Here is a 16,972-nt window from a genome sequence, read left to right on the forward strand (position 1 = left end):
GCGACCATGCCGCCGCACACCCGCCTCGACGACGTCGCGGCAGCAGCCCCGCGTCGAGACGCCACCCCGCTCGACCACGCCCCGGTGCCGGGGGCTCACCTCGTCGCCGGCGGGCTCGAGGTGGCGGTGCACGCCCCCTTCGCCACGGCGGTGACGCTGTGCCTCTTCGGGCCCAGCGGAGACCCCGCGCAGGAGCGTCAGGTGCGGCTCGTCCAGCGGCGGCGCGGCTGGTGGTCCGGCCGGGTCGACGGGGTGGGCGCCGGCGAGCGCTACGGGTACCGGGTGGACGGGCCGTGGGAGCCGGAGGCGGGCCACCGGCACAACCCGGCGAAGGTGCTCCTCGACCCCTACGCGCGGATGGTCGACCGGGTGCTCGACGCCTACCCGCCCGCGCTCTTCGGCCATGTCGTCGGCGATGACGGCCGCGCCGACATCGCCGTCCGCAGCGATCTCGACTCCGCGGGCGTCGCCCCGCTCGGGGTCGTCGTCGACGAGCGCTTCGACTGGGGCGAGCACCCCCGACCGCGTCGCGAGCTCGCCGACAGCGTCGTCTACGAGGTGCACGTGCGCGAGATGACCGCCACGATGCCCGGGGTGCCCGAGCACCTCCGCGGCACCTACGCCGGCATGGCGCACCCCGCGTGCGTCGAGCACCTGCTCTCGCTCGGCGTCACGGCGGTCGAGCTGCTGCCGGTGCACCACTTCGTCTCCGAGCCCGAGGTGCTCGCCCGGGGGCTGGTCAACCACTGGGGCTACAACACCCTCGGCTTCTTCGCCCCGCACCTGCCGTACGCGTCGACCACCGACCCGCAGGGCGCGCTCGACGAGCTCAAGGGCATGGTGAAGATGCTCCACGCCGCCGGCATCGAGGTCATCCTCGACGTCGTCTACAACCACACGGCGGAGCAGTCGGTGCAGGGCGCGACGCTGTCCTGGCGGGGTCTGGCCGGGCGCACGTCCTACCGGCTCGACGAGCGCGGCCGTGACGTCGACGTCACGGGGTGCGGCAACACCCTCGACCTGCGCGACGCGACGACGCAGCGGATGGTGCTCGACTCCCTTCGCTACTGGGTGACGCAGTGCGGGGTCGACGGCTTCCGCTTCGACCTCGCCGTCGCGCTCGCCCGCGGCACCCACGACGACTACGACCCCGGCCACCCCTTCCTCACCGCGCTGCGCACCGACCCCGTGCTCAGCGGCGTGCACCTCATCGCCGAGCCGTGGGACGTCGGGCCGCACGGCTGGCGCACCGGGCAGATGCCCCCGCCGCTCGCGGAGTGGAACGACCGGTACCGCGACGCGGCTCGGGAGTTCTGGCTCTCCGACCTCGCGGTCGCGCGCGGCGCGCGTCAGGGCTCGAGCACCCATGGCGTGCGCGAGATCGCGACCCGGCTCGCGGGCTCGCGCGACCTCTTCGGCAGCGGCGAGCGAGGCCCGGCGAGCTCGATCGGCTTCGTCACCGCGCACGACGGCTTCACCCTCGCCGACCTCACCGCGTACGACGTCAAGCACAACGAGGCCAACGGCGAGGACGGTCGCGACGGCAGCGACCACAACCGGTCGTGGAACCACGGGGTCGAGGGGCCCACCGACGACGCCGAGGTGCTCGCGCTGCGCCGGCGCTCGCGGCGCAACCTCCTGGCCACCCTCCTGCTGTCGACCGGGGTGCCGATGATCGCCGCGGGCGACGAGATCGGCCGCACGACGCAGGGCAACAACAACCCGTACTGCCAGGACGGGCCGCTCACGTGGCTGGACTGGGAGCTCGGGGCGGAGCAGGAGGACCTGCTCGCGACGACCCGCGCCCTCAGCGGGTGGCGCCACGAGCTGGCGACCCTGCGCCATCGCCGCCACTACACGGGGAGCCCGCTCGACGACCACGGGGCGAGCGACATCGGCTGGTACGACGAGCACGGGTCGGCGATGACCCACCAGTGGGGCGAGTCCTCGCGCCGGGTCCTCCAGATGCACCTCGACGGCGCTCCGCTCGGGCACCGGTCCGCGCTCGTCGTGCTGCACGGCGCCGGGCACGACGGCCGCGTCGTCCTGCCCGCCCCGCCGGGCGTGGCGGGCTTCGAGCTGTGGTGGGACTCGGCCTGGGAGCGCCCCGACGAGGGCGAGCGGGTGCACGTGCCCGCGGGCGAAGGGGTGGACGTCACCGCCGCGAGCATCCGCCTCTACGTCGCCACCCCCGCCTGACCCGTCGCTGGCCGAGCCCCTCGGTGGTCGAGGTGCGAGCGCCAGCGAGCCTCGAGACCACTGCGTCCTTGTTGGTCGGAGGTGCGAGCGCCAGCGAGCCTCGAGACCACCTTGCTGGTCGAGGTGCGAGCGCCAGCGAGCCTCGAGACCACCGGCCTCGCTACGGCGTGAGGGGCATCCGGAGCACCTCGCGGGCGACGACCTCGTCGCCCGCGTACGTCGTGCGCTCGTCGTCGAGAGGGGCGCGCTGCCACAGCGCGAGGTAGAGGTCGGCGGCGGGGGCGCTCACCTGGGCGACCGGGTCGCCGTCGCCGATGACGACCTCGACCGGGGCGTCGGTGGCGACGAGCCGGACCGCCGCGGGGATCGGGTCGAGCCACCCCTTCGCCAGCCTCCGGGGCACGAAGACCTCGACGACCTCGGCCACCCCGTCCGCCGCCACGTCGACGGGGACCGGGCTCGTCTCGCCGACGAGCGCGAGCTCGACGTCGACCCGGTGCACGGTGTGCTCGTGCACCTGCCGCCGCTGCCAGAAGCCGACGGTGCGGTCACCCCGCTCGAAGGTCCACGCAGGTCTCGCCGGGTCGCCGGCGATCGTCTCGCGCAGCTCGCGGGCGCCCTCGTCGAACCACCCGGCCAGCCCCTCCGGCTGCGGTGGCGTGCTCTCCGTGCGCCCGTGCCCCTCGCGGACCGCGCCGACGACCCAGCGGTGCACGCCGCCGAGGTGCCCGACGAGGTCGGCGAGCTCCCACCGCGGGCAGGTCGTCAGCGACCGGCTCCAGTCGTGCGCAGACGCGTCGCGCAGCAGCGCCTCGATCCGGGCGATCTCGTCGTCGAGGGCGGCAGCGCTGCGTGCGGGGTCCATGACCCGATGATGCCGCCCCGGACTACGCCGAGGTATGGCGATCGGCCCCGGATCCACGGATCCGGGGCCGATCTGCCATACCTCGGCGAAGGGGAGGGTCAGGCGTTGGTCACGAGACCCATCGAGGACTGGAAGGCCATGTGCTCGTGCGTGGGCAGCACGCGCACGGTGTAGCCGAACTGGCCGGTGGTCTCGATGGCGACCGACCCGGCGTACTTCGCCGTGCCGTTGTCGTAGCGCTCGACGAAGGACAACGAGCTCGCGGTCCAGTCCGAGATGTCGTCCGTGGCGATGGCCGCGGTGCCGGTGACGACCTGGACGTCGACGTCCTTCGGGTCGAGCCCGTCGAGCGAGACGTAGGCGTCGACGTGGAGGGTCTCGCCGACCTGCGGGTCGTCGGACAGGCCGCTGGCCTCGACGTGGTCGACGCTCAGCTTCGGCCAGGCGGCGCGCACCTTGCCCTTGTAAGCGGCGAGGTCACGAGCACCGGCGTGGCCGTCGGCGCTCACGGCGGCGTTGCCCCGAGCCGTCGGCGTGTAGAGCCGCTCGGTGTAGTCGCGGACCATGCGGGTGGCGAGGACCTTCGGGCCGAGGGTGCTCAGCGTGTGGCGCAGCATCTCCAGCCAGCGCACGGGCAGGCCCTGCTCGTCGCGGTCGTAGAAGATCGGGGCGACGTGCTTCTCGACGAGGTCGTAGAGCGCGGCGGCCTCGATGTCGTCACGACGGTCGGGGTCCTCGACGCCGTCGGCCGTCGGGATCGCCCAGCCGTTCTCGCCGTCGAACCACTCGTCCCACCAGCCGTCGAGGATCGAGAGGTTGAGACCGCCGTTGAGCGCGGCCTTCATGCCCGACGTGCCGCAGGCCTCGAAGGGGCGCAGCGGGTTGTTGAGCCAGACGTCGCAGCCCGGGTAGAGGTCCTTGGCCATCGCGATGTCGTAGTTGGGCAGGAAGACGATGCGGTCGCGGACCTCGGGGTCGTCGGCGAAGCGGACCATCTGCTGGATGAGCTGCTTGCCCGTCTCGTCGGCGGGGTGGGACTTGCCGGCGATGACGAGCTGGATCGGGCGCTCGGGGTGGGTGAGCAGGGCCTTGAGCCGCTGTGGGTCGCGGAGCATGAGCGTGAGGCGCTTGTACGTCGGCACGCGTCGGGCGAAGCCGATCGTCAGCACGTCGGGGTCGAGCACCGAGGTGGTCCACCCGAGCTCGGCCTCGCTCGCACCGCGCTTGAGCCAGCTCGAGCGCAGCCGGCGGCGAGCCTCGTCGACGAGCTGCTGGCGCATCTCGCGCTTCGTCGCCCAGACGCGGTCGCCGGGGATCGCGCCGATCTCGGACCAGCGGTCGCCCGTCTCGAGGTCGGCGCCGCCGATGTGCTCGCGGGCGAGGTCGAAGACCCGGTCGTCGACCCAGGTCGGCGCGTGGACGCCGTTGGTGATCGACGTGATCGGCACCTCGACGTCGTCGAAGCCCGGCCACAGCCCGTCGAACATCTCGCGGGAGACGACGCCGTGCAGCTGGGAGACGCCGTTGGCGCGCTCGGCCATCCGCAGGCCCATGACCGCCATGTTGAAGACGCCGCGGCTGCCGCCCTCGTAGGTCTCGGCGCCGAGCTCGAGGAGACGCTCGGTGGGCACGCCCGGCAGGGCCTGCTCGCCGCCGAGGTAGAGCTCGACGAGCGAGGCGTCGAAGCGGTCGATGCCCGCGGGGACGGGGGTGTGGGTCGTGAAGACCGTGCCGGACTTCGTCGCCTCCATCGCCTCGTCGAAGGTCATCGAGCCCTGCTGGGTGAGCTCGCTGATCCGCTCGACGCCGAGGAAGCCGGCGTGGCCCTCGTTCGTGTGGAAGACCTCGGGCGCGGGGGCGCCGGTGAGCCGGGACCAGGCGCGCAGGGCGCGGACCCCGCCGATGCCCAGGAGCATCTCCTGCTGCAGGCGCTGCTCGCCGCCGCCGCCGTAGAGCCGGTTGGTCACCTGGCGCATCGCGTCGTCGTTGCCCTGGACGTCGCTGTCGAGCAGCAGGAGGGGCACGCGGCCGACCTGGGCGCGCCACACGTGGGCGTGCAGCTCGCGGCCGTGCGGCATCGCCAGGGTGATCGTCACGGGGGTGCCGTCGTCCTCGCGCAGGAGCGAGAGCGGCAGGCCCTGCGGGTCGAGCACGGGGTAGTCCTCGCGCTGCCAGCCGTCGGCGTTGAGGGACTGCTTGAAGTAGCCGGTCTTGTAGAAGAGCCCGACGCCGACAATCGGCACGCCGAGGTCGCTCGCGGCCTTGAGGTGGTCGCCGGCGAGGATGCCCAGACCACCGGAGTACTGCGGCAGCACCTCGGTGATGCCGTACTCCGGGCTGAAGTAGGCGATGGCGCTCGGCGCGCCCTCGGTGCGCTCGGCGTACTCCTGGTACCACTGGCGCGACCCGAGGTAGCGGTCGAGGTCGGCCTTGGCCTCCTGGACCCGCTGGACGAAGGCGGGGTCCTCGGCGAGCGCGCGGAGCTCGGCCGGGCTGAGGGCGGAGAGCAGCCGGACCGGGTCGCGGCGCACGCTGTCCCAGCGCGCGGGGTCGATGCTCGCGAACAGCTCGCGGGCGGGGCTGTACCAGCTCCACCGCAAGTTGGTCGCGATCTCGCCCAGGGCGGCGATCGGCTCGGGCAGGACGGTACGGACGCTGAAACGACGGATGGCCTTCACACCCCGAAGGGTAAGCGCACGGGCTCCCCCTTCGCCAGGTTCTTGCAAACGATGACGTGACCTTGCAGGTCACGGCGATGCACCTGCCCCTTCCCTCGTCCGTGCTCCCACCGGGCCGGTAGCGTCGCGACGGTGAGGACCGACGCCGCACCCGACCCCACGCCCGCCACGACCTCGCGCCTGCGCGTGCCACGCAGCCAGGCGCCCCAGGTGCCGCTCGGGCGCATCCCCGTGCTCGACGTGCGCCCGTGCGTCGACCACGGCGACCGACCCGCGAAGTCGGTCGTCGACGAGCCCTTCGACGTCACCGCGACCGTCTTCCGCGAGGGCCACGACGCCGTCGCGGCGAGCGTCGTGCTCACCGACCCCGACGGCGCCGAGAGCGTGCTGCCGATGACGTGCGTCAACCCGGGCCTGAGCCACTGGCTGCGCGAGGTGAGCGCCGACCGCCCCGGCTGGTGGAGCTATCGGGTCGAGGGCTGGTCCGACCCCTGGGGCACATGGCTGCACGACGCGACGGTGAAGATCGACGCCGGCGTCGACGAGGAGCTCATGCTCGCCGAGGGCGTCCTCGTCCTCGAGCGCGCCCTCGACGTGCCGGGCCGCTCCCCCGGCGGTCGCCAGCTCGTCCGCGACGCCCTCGAGGCGCTCACCGCCCCCGGCGACCACAGCCCGCGTGCCCGGCTCCACGCCGCGTCGACGCCCGAGCTGCGCACCGAGCTCGAGGTGACGCTCCCCCTACGTGAGCTCGTGACCGCCAGCGACGACCTGCCCCTGCTCGTCGAGCGCGAGCTCGCCCTCGCCGGTGGCTGGTACGAGATCTTCCCCCGCAGCGAGGGCGCCTACCTCGACGAGGAGACCGGGCGCTGGGTCTCGGGGACCCTGCGCACCGCTGCCGAGCGGCTGCCGGCGATCGCGGGCATGGGCTTCGACGTCGTCTACCTCACCCCGATCCACCCCATCGGCACGACGGCGCGCAAGGGCCCGAACAACACCCTCGACGCCGGCCCGGAGGACCCGGGCTCGCCCTACGCCATCGGCTCCCCCGACGGCGGGCACGACGCGATCCACCCCGACCTGGGCACCTTCGAGGACTTCGACGCCTTCGTCGCCCGGGCCCGTGAGGTGGGGCTCGAGGTCGCCCTCGACATCGCTCTGCAGTGCTCGCCGGACCACCCGTGGGTCACCGAGCACCCCGAGTGGTTCACCACGCGCGCCGACGGCACCATCGCCTACGCGGAGAACCCGCCGAAGAAGTACCAGGACATCTACCCGGTGAACTTCGACAACGACCCGGCCGGTATCTACGCCGAGGTGCGCCGGGTCATCCAGGTGTGGGTCGACCACGGCGTCACCCTCTTCCGGGTCGACAACCCGCACACGAAGGCCGTCGAGTTCTGGCAGTGGCTCATCGCCGACGTCGCCCAGGACCACCCTGAGGTCATCTGGCTCTCCGAGGCCTTCACGAAGCCGGCGATGATGCACACCCTCGCCAAGGTCGGCTTCCAGCAGAGCTACACGTACTACGCGTGGCGCAACAGCGCCTACGAGCTCGACGAGTACCTCACCGAGCTCTCCGGCGAGTCCGCGGCGTACATGCGCCCGAGCTTCTGGCCGACGACGCACGACATCCTCACGCCGTACATGCAGTTCGGCGGTCCGGCGGCGTGGAAGGTCCGCGCGGCGCTCGCCGCGACCCTCGTGCCGACGTGGGGCATCTACGCCGGCTACGAGCTCATGGAGCACGTCGCCCGCCCCGGCGCCGAGGAGCAGATCGACAACGAGAAGTACCAGTACAAGGACCGGCGCTGGTCGGACTACGAGCCCGGCGGGCCGCGCGAGGGGCAGTCGCTCGCCGGGTGGCTGACGATGCTCAACCGGATCCGGCGCGACCACCCGTCGCTGCGCCTGCTGCGCAACTACCGCCGCCACCACGTCGACGACGAGAACTTCCTCGCCTTCAGCAAGTCGCGGGCCCTGCCCGACGGGAGCACCGACACGGTGCTCGTCGTGGCCAACCTCGACCCGCACAGCACCCGCGAGTCCACGGTGCGCCTCGACATGGGCGCGCTCGGCATGGAGGGCTGGGAGCGCTTCGAGGTCGAGGACCTCGTGACCGGCGCGGTGTGGGAGTGGGGCCAGGACGCCTTCGTGCGCCTGGGCGCCGACGGCGAGCCGGTCCACGTCCTCGCGGTGCGGGGGCGCTGATGGCCACCGTCCACGACGTCACCCTCACCCCCGGCAAGGACGACCTCGTCCTCGCCTGGGTCGGCGCCCAGCGCTGGTACCAGGCGAAGGGGCGCACCCCCCGGCTGCGCCGGCTCGACTCGTGGCGCCTCGACGACCCGGCCGGCGAGGTCGGCATCGAGACCCTCGTCTACGAGGACCTCTCCGGCGCCGACGGCGGGCCGGGCGTCACCTACCAGGTGCCCCTCACCTACCGCGGCGCCCCGCTGCCGGGGGCCGACGACGCCCTCGTCGGCGAGCTCGACCACCCCGTCCTCGGGCACCGGTGGGTCTACGACGCCCCCCACGACCCGGTCTACGTCTCCCAGCTGCTCGCCCTCGTGCGGGGCCGGGCCCAGGCGCAGGAGGGCTCGGTCTCCGACACCCCGAGGCCCGACGTCGCCGGGGCGCCGCACCTGGCGTGGACGAGCGATCCCGAGGTCGTGACCAGCTCGGTCCTGCGCGGCGAGCAGTCGAACACCTCGGTCGTCGTCGAGACCGGCGCCGAGCCGGTCATCGTCAAGGTCTTCCGCACCCTCTCCCCCGGCGACAACCCCGACGTCACCCTCCAGGGCGCGCTCGGCGCGGCGAACTGCCCGTACGTCCCCGCGACCGTCGGCCACGTCGCCGGCGCGTGGCGGGACGCCGACGGGCAGACCCACCTCGGCCACCTCGCCGTCGCCCAGGAGTACCTGCGCGGCAGCCGGGACGCGTGGCGGGTGGCGCTCGAGCGGGCGAGCTCGGGCACCCCCTTCGCCGACGAGGCCCGCGCCCTCGGGGTCGTCACGGCCGACATCCACCACACCCTCGCCCGGGTGCTGCCGACCCGGCCGGCCGACGACGATCTCGTCGCCGCGCAGGTCTCCGGCATGCGCCGCCGGGCCTCCCTCGCCCTCGGCGAGGTGCCGGCCCTCGCCGAGCACGAGCCGGCCTTCCGCGACGTCTTCACCCGGGCCCGGGCCGCTCGCTGGCCGGCGATGCAGCGCATCCATGGCGACTACCACCTCGGCCAGGTGCTCCACGTGCCCGACCGCGGGTGGGTCGTCATCGACTTCGAGGGCGAGCCGCTGCGCCCCCTCGCCGAGCGCAACGCCCTCGACGCCCCCCTTCGCGACGTCGCGGGCATGCTGCGCTCGATCGACTACGCGGGCGCCTCCAGCGGGCTGCCCGACGCCGAAGCGGCGGCCTGGGCGGCCGAGACCTCCCGGGCCTTCCTCGAGGGCTACGCCGAGGCCGGGCACGACGCCCGCGACGACGCCGCCGTCCTCACCGCGCTCACCCTCGACAAGGCCCTCTACGAGGTCGTCTACGAGGCGCGCAACCGACCGACCTGGCTCGCGATCCCCGTGCGAGCCGTGACCCGACTCCTCCAGGAGGACGTGTGACCCCGATCCCCGAGTCCGCCCTGCCCGGCGCCCTGTGGGCGCTCGCGCACGGGCGGCACAGCCAGCCCCACGACGTGCTCGGCCAGCACCTGCTCGACGAGGGCCTGCAGGTCCGCGTCCTGCGCCCCCTCGCCGAGCGCGTGCGGGTCCGCTTCGAGGACGGCGTCGAGATCGACCTCGAGCACGAGGACCACGGCATCTTCGCCGGCACGCGCCCCGACGCCGAGCGCACGATGGACTACCGCGTGCTCACGACGTGGGGCGGTCACGAGGTCGAGCAGGACGACCCGTACCGCTTCGCGCCGACGCTCGGCGACCTCGACCTCCACCTCGTCGGCGAGGGCCGCCACGAGGAGCTGTGGACCGTCCTCGGCGCGCACGTGCGCCGCTACCCCGGGCCGCTCGGCGAGGTCGAAGGGGTGAGCTTCGCCGTGTGGGCGCCGCGGGCCAAGGCGGTCAGCCTCGTCGGCGACGTCAACGGCTGGAACGAGACGGCGCACCCGATGCGCGCGCTCGGCAGCTCGGGCGTGTGGGAGCTCTTCGTGCCGGGCATGGCCGCGGGCGACCTCTACAAGTTCGCGATCCGCGGCGCCGACGACGTCGTGCGCCACAAGGCCGACCCGATGGCCCGGCGGGCCGAGGTCGCCCCGGCGACGAGCTCGGTGGTCACCGAGAGCACGTACACGTGGCAGGACGAGGAGTGGTTGACGCAGCGGGCCGAGCGCAACCCGCACACCGGGCCGATGAGCATCTACGAGGTGCACCTCGGCTCGTGGCGCCAGGGGCTCAGCTATCGCGAGCTGGCCGAGCACCTCGTCAACTACGTCGCCGACCTCGGCTTCACCCACGTCGAGCTGCTGCCCGTCATGGACCACCCGTACCCGCCGTCGTGGGGCTACCACGTGACGAGCTACTACGCGCCCAACTCGCGCTTCGGCTCCCCCGACGACTTCCGCTACCTCGTCGACGCGCTGCACCAGGCCGGCATCGGGGTCATCCTCGACTGGGTCCCGGGGCACTTCGCCACCGACGAGTGGGCGCTCGTGCGCTTCGACGGCCTGCCCCTCTACGAGCACCCCGACCCGCGCAAGGGCTGGCAGCCGGACTGGGGCAGCTACGTCTTCGACTTCGGCCGGCTCGAGGTGCGCAACTTCCTCGTCGCCAACGCGCTGTACTGGCTCGAGGAGTTCCACGTCGACGGGCTGCGCGTCGACGGCGTCGCCTCGATGCTCTACCTCGACTACAGCCGCAAGGACGGCGAGTGGGTGCCCAACGCCCACGGCGGCCGCGAGAACCTCGAGGCGATCGGGCTGCTCCAGGAGGCCAACGCGACGGCCTACAAGCGGGTCCCCGGCGTCATCACCATCGCCGAGGAGTCGACGGCCTGGCCGGGCGTCACCCGCTCCACCGACCAGGGCGGTCTCGGCTTCGGCCTCAAGTGGAACATGGGGTGGATGAACGACTCGCTGCGCTACCTCGGCGAGGAGCCGGTCAACCGGCAGTACCACCACAACCTGCTGACCTTCGCGATGATGTACACGTACGCGGAGAACTACCTGCTGCCGATCAGCCACGACGAGGTCGTCCACGGCAAGGGCTCGCTGCCCCGCAAGATCCCCGGCAGCGACTACGACCAGCTCGCGACGCTGCGCGCCTTCCTCGCCTACATGTGGGCCCACCCCGGCAAGCAGCTGCTCTTCATGGGCATCGAGTTCGCGCAGACGAGCGAGTGGGCCGACGGACGCTCGCTCGAGTGGCACCTGCTCGACCACGCGTCGCACTACCGGGTGCACAACCTCGTCAAGGAGCTCAACGCCACATACACGGCCGGCACCGCGATGTGGGCGCTCGACACCGAGCCGGCAGGCTTCGAGTGGCTGGACGCCGACGACAACGGCGGCAACACGCTGTCCTTCCTGCGCTTCGGCGAGCGGGACCGCACCGGTGACGTCCTCGCCGTCGCGGTGAACTTCGGCGGCGCCGACCGCGAGGTCGTCCGGCTCGGGCTGCCGCGCGGCGGCGACTGGGAGGTCGTCCTCGACACCGCCGGCTTCGACGAGCACAGCTCGCCGAGCCAGGGCGGGGTCGTCCTCACCGCGCAGGAGCACCCGTGGCAGGGGCAGCCCTGCTCGGTCGAGGTGCGCATCGCACGGCTCAGCGCGATCTACCTCCGCCCGGTCGCCGCGTCCTCGGACGCCGAGGACGGGCGGTCCGTGGAGAGCTCCGTCGAGCCGACCGGGACGCCGGCTCCCGTGGCCGCCGCCCCGGCGCCCCGCCCGGCCCCGGACCCGCCGATCGGTGGCGTCGGCGGCGCCTGAGCGGCCCGCCGAGAGCATGACGAAGGGGGTGACCCGGCCAGGTGCCGGGTCACCCCCTTCGTCGTGGGCGGGGTGCGCTCAGGAGGCGCGGAGCGTGCCGTAGCGCACGTCGGAGGTCCAGATCTTGCGCTTCTTGACCGTGGAGCCGGAGCGGGAGGCGTCGACGACGTAGCCGTTGCCCGCGTAGATGCCCATGTGGTACGCCGGGGCGCCGAAGAAGACGAGGTCGCCCGGGCGGGCCCAGCGCTTCGAGATCGCGCGCACGGAGCGGCGCTGCTGCTCGGCGGTGCGGGGCAGGTTGGCCCCGGATCGCTTGTCGTAGACCGTCTGGGTGAAGCCGGAGCAGTCCGCGCCCGTCCACAGCGAGGTGCCGCCGTAGCGGTACGGGGTGTCGCCGACGCGGCTGTTGGCGAGCACGTAGGACTGCCAGATGTTCGAGCGCGAGGTCGTGATGTCGCTGGCGGAGGCGCTCGAGGGGGCGAGCACCTCGCTCACGGCGGTGCCGGTGGCAGCCAGGGCGACGGCGGCGAGCAGGGCGGAGGTCTTGCTGAGATGGCGCACAGGGGGTCGTTTCTCACGGGGACACGGCCGGGCCGGACCGCGACGCAGCCCCCGGGATCACCCGAGGGCTGTGCGCACGGCGCCCCCACGACCCACCCGCGAAGGGGGATCCAGGCCGCGCCGGCCGTCGTCAATGGTCACGGAGAGGTCACGGTGATGTCAAGGCGAGGTCACGACCCCCGTCCCAGCTTTCCCGCCCAGGGCGGGAAAGCTCGACCTCGGGAAAGAACATTTCCTTCCCGAGGTCGAATGTTCCCGCCCTGGGCGGGAAAGTGAGCAGGCCGCTCAGAAGAGGGCGCTCATGAGGGCGGTGCGGCCGCGGCGGACGCGCTCGTCCTGGGCCCCGACGACCTCGAAGAGGTCGAGCAGGTGGGCCTTGGCGCGCTCGCGCTCGTCCTCCTGCGTCGCGCGCACGACGTCGACGAGGCGGGCGAAGGCGTCCTCGACGTGCCCGCCGAGGACGTCCAGGTCGGCGACCATGATCGCCGCGTCGACGTCGGTGGGGTCGGCGGCCGCGGCCTCGCGTGCCTGCTGGAGGTCGACGCCCTGGGTGCGGGCCATGAGCGAGACCTGAGCCAGGCCGAGGCGCGCGTCCTCGTCGGACGGGTCCTGGGTCAGCGCCTGCTCGAAGGCTGCCGCCGCCGCCGCGAGGTCACCGCGCTCGACGGCGTCGTACGCCTCGACGTGCAGCGGCAAGAGCTCCTCCTCGACCTGCTCGGCCCCGAGGTCACCGATCTCGACACGACCGGTGACGCCCTGCTTGACGGCCAGCTGGAGGAACTCGGCGAGCACCCGGTCGAGGTCCTCCGCGCTCGGCACGTCCGGGAAGAGCGGGATCGCCTGGCCCTGGAGCAGCCCGATGGTGATCGGCATCTGCGGCGGGCGCAGCGCCTGGAGGATGCCGGGGTTGGTGGCGAGGTCGATGCTCACGACCTGCACCCGACCCTGCAGCCGCTCGGCGGCCGGCACGACGACGTCGAGCGCGGCGCGGCTCTGCGGGCTCTGCGAGGACCACAGGACGGCGAGCGCGGGCACGCTGACCGAGCGCTGGACGAGCTGGTTGAAGCTCGCGTCGTCACCGACGACGACGACCGGCGAGGCGAAGGGGTCGCCCCCGGCGGCCGCACCACCCGCGGCCGCGCCACCCGCCCCGGTCGGTCCGGCGCCACCCCCTGCAGCAGGGGCGGGAGCGGGCTGGCCAAGGGCGCCGAGGTCGACGGCGCCGCGGAGCGAGGAGTGCGGTTCGGTCATGCCCCGATCTTCGCAGACGGCCCCGGGGTCAGGATCCCTTGGCCGAGGAGAGCTGCTCGGAGGCGCCGACGACGGTGACGTCGCCCCCCTTCGGCGCGACGACGGCCACCGTCTCGAGGTGCTGCACGCTCAGCCGGTCACCGACGGTGTCCTCGCCGACGAGGTCGGTGAGCTCGTCGGGCAGGGTGAGCTCCTTGGCGTCCTCGCCGGCAGAGATGGTGTCCGTGCGGGTGAGCGTCGTGATCGTCAGCGTGCCGCCGTCGGCGAGCGGGAAGACCATCCCGTCCGAGGAGGGCTGGTGCGAGACCTTGTAGCTCGCGAGGTCGCCGAGCCGGTCGGCCTGCTTCGCGGCGTTCGTGCGCAGCGCGCTCGAGAAGGGGTCGTCGACGGCGACGCCCTTCGGGTCGCTCTTCGGTGCGGGGTAGGACACGGCCTTCGCCCACCGGGCGACGGGCTGGAGGTCCTTCGAGCCGACCTTCGTCGGCACCTCGACCGCGCCGTCGCTCTCGGCGAGCGCGGGCACGGTGGCCCCCGCCGCCATCGGCACCGAGGCGTAGAGGCGGTACTGCGAGCGCGGGCTGTCGGCGACGAGCACGTGGAGGTGCTGCTCCTCGTCCTGCTGCGAGGTCGCGAGGATCGTGCGCGGCCAGGACGTGCCCTTGCTCACGGCGATGACGGTCGGCTCGGCGGAGGGGGCCAGAGCCGCGCCCTCGCCCTCGACCTGCTCGACGTCGACCTTCGCGTCGGCCGCCTCGAGAGCCGGGCCGGTGAGCACGGTCTTGCGGTCCTTCGCGCTGCCCTTGCCCTCGGCGTCGAGCGCGACGCCGACCTCGCCGAGCACCCGCTGGGTGACCTGCGCGCCGGCGGAGTCGGAGATCGACTGGCCCTGGGTGTCCTCGGCGGGGGCGTCGTGCAGGCCGGCGAGCGAGGAGCAGCCGCCCAGCGCGAGCGGGGTGGCCAGGGCCAGGGCGGCCAGACGGGTGCGGCGGGGGGTCATCGGGTCTCCTTCGTCGTCGGGTCTGCCGGCTGTGCGGGCGTCCCGGTCTCGTCGGTCGTGTCAGGGGTGGCCGTCGCGTCGGCCGTGCTGAGCACCTGCGTCTCGTCGGTCTCGACGGCCCCGTCCGCCGCGTCGGTCTCGACGGCCTCGTCCCGGCGGCCGTCCTCGGACTCGCGGCCGTCCTCGACCGGTCCGCCGGCTCGCGGGCCACGCCCGCCGCGCACTGCGAGGTAGACGCCGCCGATGAGCAGCACGAGGCCCACGACGAGCAGGACGAGCGCCCGGGTGGACCAGCCGCTGTCGGTGACGGTCATCGTCACCTCGCTCAGCCGGGCGTCGTCGCCCGCGGTGACGACGAGGGTCTGGGGCGCGGCGTCCTGGGTGACGGTGAGGGCGGCCTGGCCCGTGCCGCGGGACTCGCCCTGCCACAGGTCGTAGGTCTGGGGGTCGGCGCTGCCGGAGCCGCTCGTCGTCGTCTCGAGCTCCCAGCCCGTGACGGACACGCCCTGCGCGCGGGCGGCCTTCGCGTCCTGCATCACCGAGTCGACGTCCGAGGGACGGGCCAGGCCCATCCACACGGGGGCGTCGCCGTCGGCGGCCGCGCGGACGGTGACGTCGGAGTCCGTGCGGTTGAGCACGTCGGGCGGCAGGACGAGCGTCGAGTCGCCGGGGGCGGCCGTGAAGGTGGCCGTCCCGGACGTCCCGAGCTGGGTCACGAACCACCCGCCGACGAGCGCGCAGACGAGCCCGAGCACCGCGACGGCGGTCCCCAGGGCACGGGTGATAGGTCGGTGCACGATGTGCTTCCTTCAGCTCGACGACGGCCGCCGGAGGGACGGCCTGACCATCCAGGGTGGCAAAGATCGCCGAAGGTCACAAAATCGTAAAGAGATTCTCAGCCGGCAGTCAGCCGGCGGAGTCGATCTTCAGGGCCCCGTCCTCGCGCACCAGCGTGATGCTCTGACCGCTCATCGTCTGGGTCCCGTCGTGGTCACGGGTGAGGGTGAAGCTCACCTCTCCGGTGTCCTCGTCGACCTCGACCTGGGAGGCGCTCGTCGAGGAGAAGCCGGACCACAGCTCGACGTAGGCCGCCTCGCCGCCCGCGGCCTGCTGCATCCGCGGCGTGAGCGAGCGCCAGGTGGCGCGCGGGTCCGAGGACAGCCGGGAGTAGTGGTCGGTGACGAAGGTGCGCACCTCGTCCTCGGGGAAGGCCGGGGCGTCGCCCGCGGGCTGCGCGGTGCTCGCCCCGCCGGCCGAGCTGGACAGGGCACCGGTGCCCTCGCGCGCACCCCCGGCCCCGTCGTCGCGGCCCGCGAGCAGGGCCAGACCGGCGGCGAGGAGGAGCAGGACGCCGCCCACGGCGAGCCAGGGCACCCACCGGCGCCGCGGCGAGCGGTGCGCGCCGCGGTGCGCCGGGACCGGGACCGGCCGCGCCTGGCGCAGGTCGGAGCGGGTGGGCGGCGCGGACGCCCGGGAGGGCGGGGTCGAGGTCGACGGCGGCGAAGGGGGAGCCACCGGCCGCATCGCGGCCGTGGGCGCGGAGGTCGCCGGGACGCCCTGGCCCTCGGCGACGCGCTGGAGGTCGGCCCGGGCCTGCGCCGCGCTCCCCCGCCTCGCGGGGTCGCGGTCGAGGAGCCGCTCGAGCACGGGTGCCAGGGGCCCCGCAGAGGTCGCCGGCTCGGGCGGGTTGGTCGCGATGTGACGCAGGGTCGCCAGCGGGTTGCCCTGCGAGCGGTACGCGTCGTGCCCCTCCACGGCGAAGTAGATCGTCGCGCCGAGGGCCCACAGGTCGCTCGCCTCGCTCGGCTCGTGCCCGTCGGCCACCTCGGGGGCCATGTACGTCGGCGTGCCCGTCACCATGCCGGTGCTCGTCAGCTGGTCGTCGGCGCCGGCCCGCGCGGTGCCGAAGTCGGCGAGCTTGGGGCGCCGGTCGCCGATGAGGACGTTCGCGGGCTTGATGTCGCGGTGCACGACGCCGGCCGCGTGGGCGGCGACGAGCGCGGCGGCGAGCTGGGCGCCGAGATCGGCCGCGCCCCGCGGTCGCAGCGGCCCCCGGGCGCGCACCGCCTGGGCGAGGGTCGGCCCGTCGACGTACTCCATGACGAGCCACGGGGCGCCGTCGTGCTGGACGACGTCGTAGACGGCGACGACGTTGGGGTGGTTGAGCGCGGCCGCGTGCCTCGCCTCGCGCATCGCGCGGCTCGTGCGGTCGTCGGTCTCGCCGGGGAAGGCGCCGAGCTGCTTGATCGCCACGTGCCGGCCGAGCCGCTCGTCACGGGCCAGCCACACGACGCCCATGCCGCCGCGACCGACGGGCCGCTCGGTGCGGTACCGCCCGGCGACGAGGCCCGGTCCGGGCTCGGTGGTCTTGACGCTCACCGACCCCACGATAGGTGGGTCGGTGCCGTCGGTGGCCCCACGTCCCCTTACCCGCCCGGTCGTGGCACCCGCGCGGGCCCCAGGCCGGGGGCCTAGATTGTCCCCGTCAGCAT

At 73.6% G+C, this 16,972-nt stretch carries 11 protein-coding genes; 4 read left to right on the top strand and 7 right to left on the bottom strand.

Annotated elements, in window-relative coordinates:
* Nucleotides 1-6 precede the first annotated feature (6 nt).
* Nucleotides 7-2,199 (top strand): glycogen debranching protein GlgX, encoded by a 2,193-nt coding sequence (glgX, locus tag EEW87_RS06820; protein ID WP_123092018.1) that lies wholly within the window; start codon nt 7-9, stop codon nt 2,197-2,199.
* Between the two features lie 160 nt (nt 2,200-2,359).
* Here glgX and EEW87_RS06825 read toward each other — a convergent pair whose 3' ends face one another.
* Together EEW87_RS06825 and glgP are read right to left on the bottom strand one after the other, a co-directional pair.
* Nucleotides 2,360-3,064 (bottom strand): maleylpyruvate isomerase family mycothiol-dependent enzyme, encoded by a 705-nt coding sequence (locus EEW87_RS06825; RefSeq protein ID WP_123092019.1) that lies wholly within the window; start codon nt 3,062-3,064, stop codon nt 2,360-2,362.
* Between the two features lie 98 nt (nt 3,065-3,162).
* On the bottom strand, nt 3,163-5,742 hold the full coding sequence (gene glgP / locus EEW87_RS06830; protein WP_123092020.1) for an alpha-glucan family phosphorylase: 2,580 nt from the start codon (nt 5,740-5,742) through the stop codon (nt 3,163-3,165).
* 132 nt (nt 5,743-5,874) lie between these two features.
* Between glgP and EEW87_RS06835 the strand changes: the two genes are divergently transcribed.
* The 3 genes from EEW87_RS06835 to glgB are packed head-to-tail and all read left to right on the top strand — an operon-like array spanning nt 5,875 to nt 11,671.
* Nucleotides 5,875-7,950, top strand: coding sequence for an alpha-1,4-glucan--maltose-1-phosphate maltosyltransferase (locus EEW87_RS06835; protein ID WP_396326605.1), 2,076 nt, complete (start codon nt 5,875-5,877; stop codon nt 7,948-7,950).
* Nucleotides 7,950-9,353, top strand: a complete 1,404-nt coding sequence (locus EEW87_RS06840) for a maltokinase N-terminal cap-like domain-containing protein (RefSeq protein WP_163562392.1) — start codon at nt 7,950-7,952, stop codon at nt 9,351-9,353. The genes EEW87_RS06835 and EEW87_RS06840 overlap by 1 nt, the downstream gene beginning before the upstream one ends.
* The gene (gene glgB / locus EEW87_RS06845; RefSeq protein ID WP_123092021.1) at nt 9,350-11,671 is read left to right on the top strand and encodes a 1,4-alpha-glucan branching protein GlgB; all 2,322 of its coding nucleotides are present in this window, start codon (nt 9,350-9,352) and stop codon (nt 11,669-11,671) included. Before EEW87_RS06840 ends, glgB begins: the two co-directional genes overlap by 4 nt.
* A 78-nt stretch (nt 11,672-11,749) precedes the next feature.
* Here the strand turns inward: glgB and EEW87_RS06850 are convergent, their stop codons facing one another.
* The 5 genes from EEW87_RS06850 to EEW87_RS06870 all read right to left on the bottom strand — a co-directional run bounded on the left by EEW87_RS06850 (nt 11,750) and on the right by EEW87_RS06870 (nt 16,859).
* Nucleotides 11,750-12,232: a C40 family peptidase gene (locus EEW87_RS06850; RefSeq protein ID WP_224766976.1), complete on the bottom strand. Its 483-nt coding sequence runs from the start codon at nt 12,230-12,232 to the stop codon at nt 11,750-11,752.
* 285 nt (nt 12,233-12,517) lie between these two features.
* Nucleotides 12,518-13,483 carry a co-chaperone YbbN gene (locus EEW87_RS06855; protein ID WP_123092023.1) on the bottom strand — a complete coding sequence of 322 codons (966 nt, stop codon included), beginning with the start codon at nt 13,481-13,483 and terminating at the stop codon, nt 12,518-12,520.
* Nucleotides 13,484-13,511: 28 nt separating this feature from the next.
* A complete protein-coding gene (locus tag EEW87_RS06860) occupies nt 13,512-14,480 on the bottom strand; it encodes a hypothetical protein (protein WP_123092024.1) in 969 nt (322 codons plus the stop codon).
* A complete protein-coding gene (locus EEW87_RS06865) occupies nt 14,477-15,277 on the bottom strand; it encodes a hypothetical protein (protein ID WP_123092025.1) in 801 nt (266 codons plus the stop codon). The genes EEW87_RS06860 and EEW87_RS06865 overlap by 4 nt, the downstream gene beginning before the upstream one ends.
* A 109-nt stretch (nt 15,278-15,386) precedes the next feature.
* Nucleotides 15,387-16,859 (bottom strand): serine/threonine-protein kinase, encoded by a 1,473-nt coding sequence (locus EEW87_RS06870; protein ID WP_123092026.1) that lies wholly within the window; start codon nt 16,857-16,859, stop codon nt 15,387-15,389.
* Nucleotides 16,860-16,972 lie beyond the last annotated feature (113 nt).

This window comes from Janibacter melonis, from assembly GCF_003721155.3.
In the GTDB taxonomy this organism is placed as follows: Bacteria; Actinomycetota; Actinomycetes; order Actinomycetales; family Dermatophilaceae; genus Marihabitans; species Marihabitans melonis.

What these genes read in the sequence shown, in the direction of transcription:
- glgX (WP_123092018.1), top strand. Translation starts at nt 7, where the DNA reads ATGCCGCCGCACACCCGCCTCGACGACGTCGCGGCAGCAGCCCCGCGT.
- EEW87_RS06825 (WP_123092019.1), bottom strand. Translation starts at nt 3,064, where the DNA reads ATGGACCCCGCACGCAGCGCTGCCGCCCTCGACGACGAGATCGCCCGG.
- EEW87_RS06840 (WP_163562392.1), top strand. Translation starts at nt 7,950, where the DNA reads ATGGCCACCGTCCACGACGTCACCCTCACCCCCGGCAAGGACGACCTC.
- EEW87_RS06855 (WP_123092023.1), bottom strand. Translation starts at nt 13,483, where the DNA reads ATGACCGAACCGCACTCCTCGCTCCGCGGCGCCGTCGACCTCGGCGCC.
- EEW87_RS06860 (WP_123092024.1), bottom strand. Translation starts at nt 14,480, where the DNA reads ATGACCCCCCGCCGCACCCGTCTGGCCGCCCTGGCCCTGGCCACCCCG.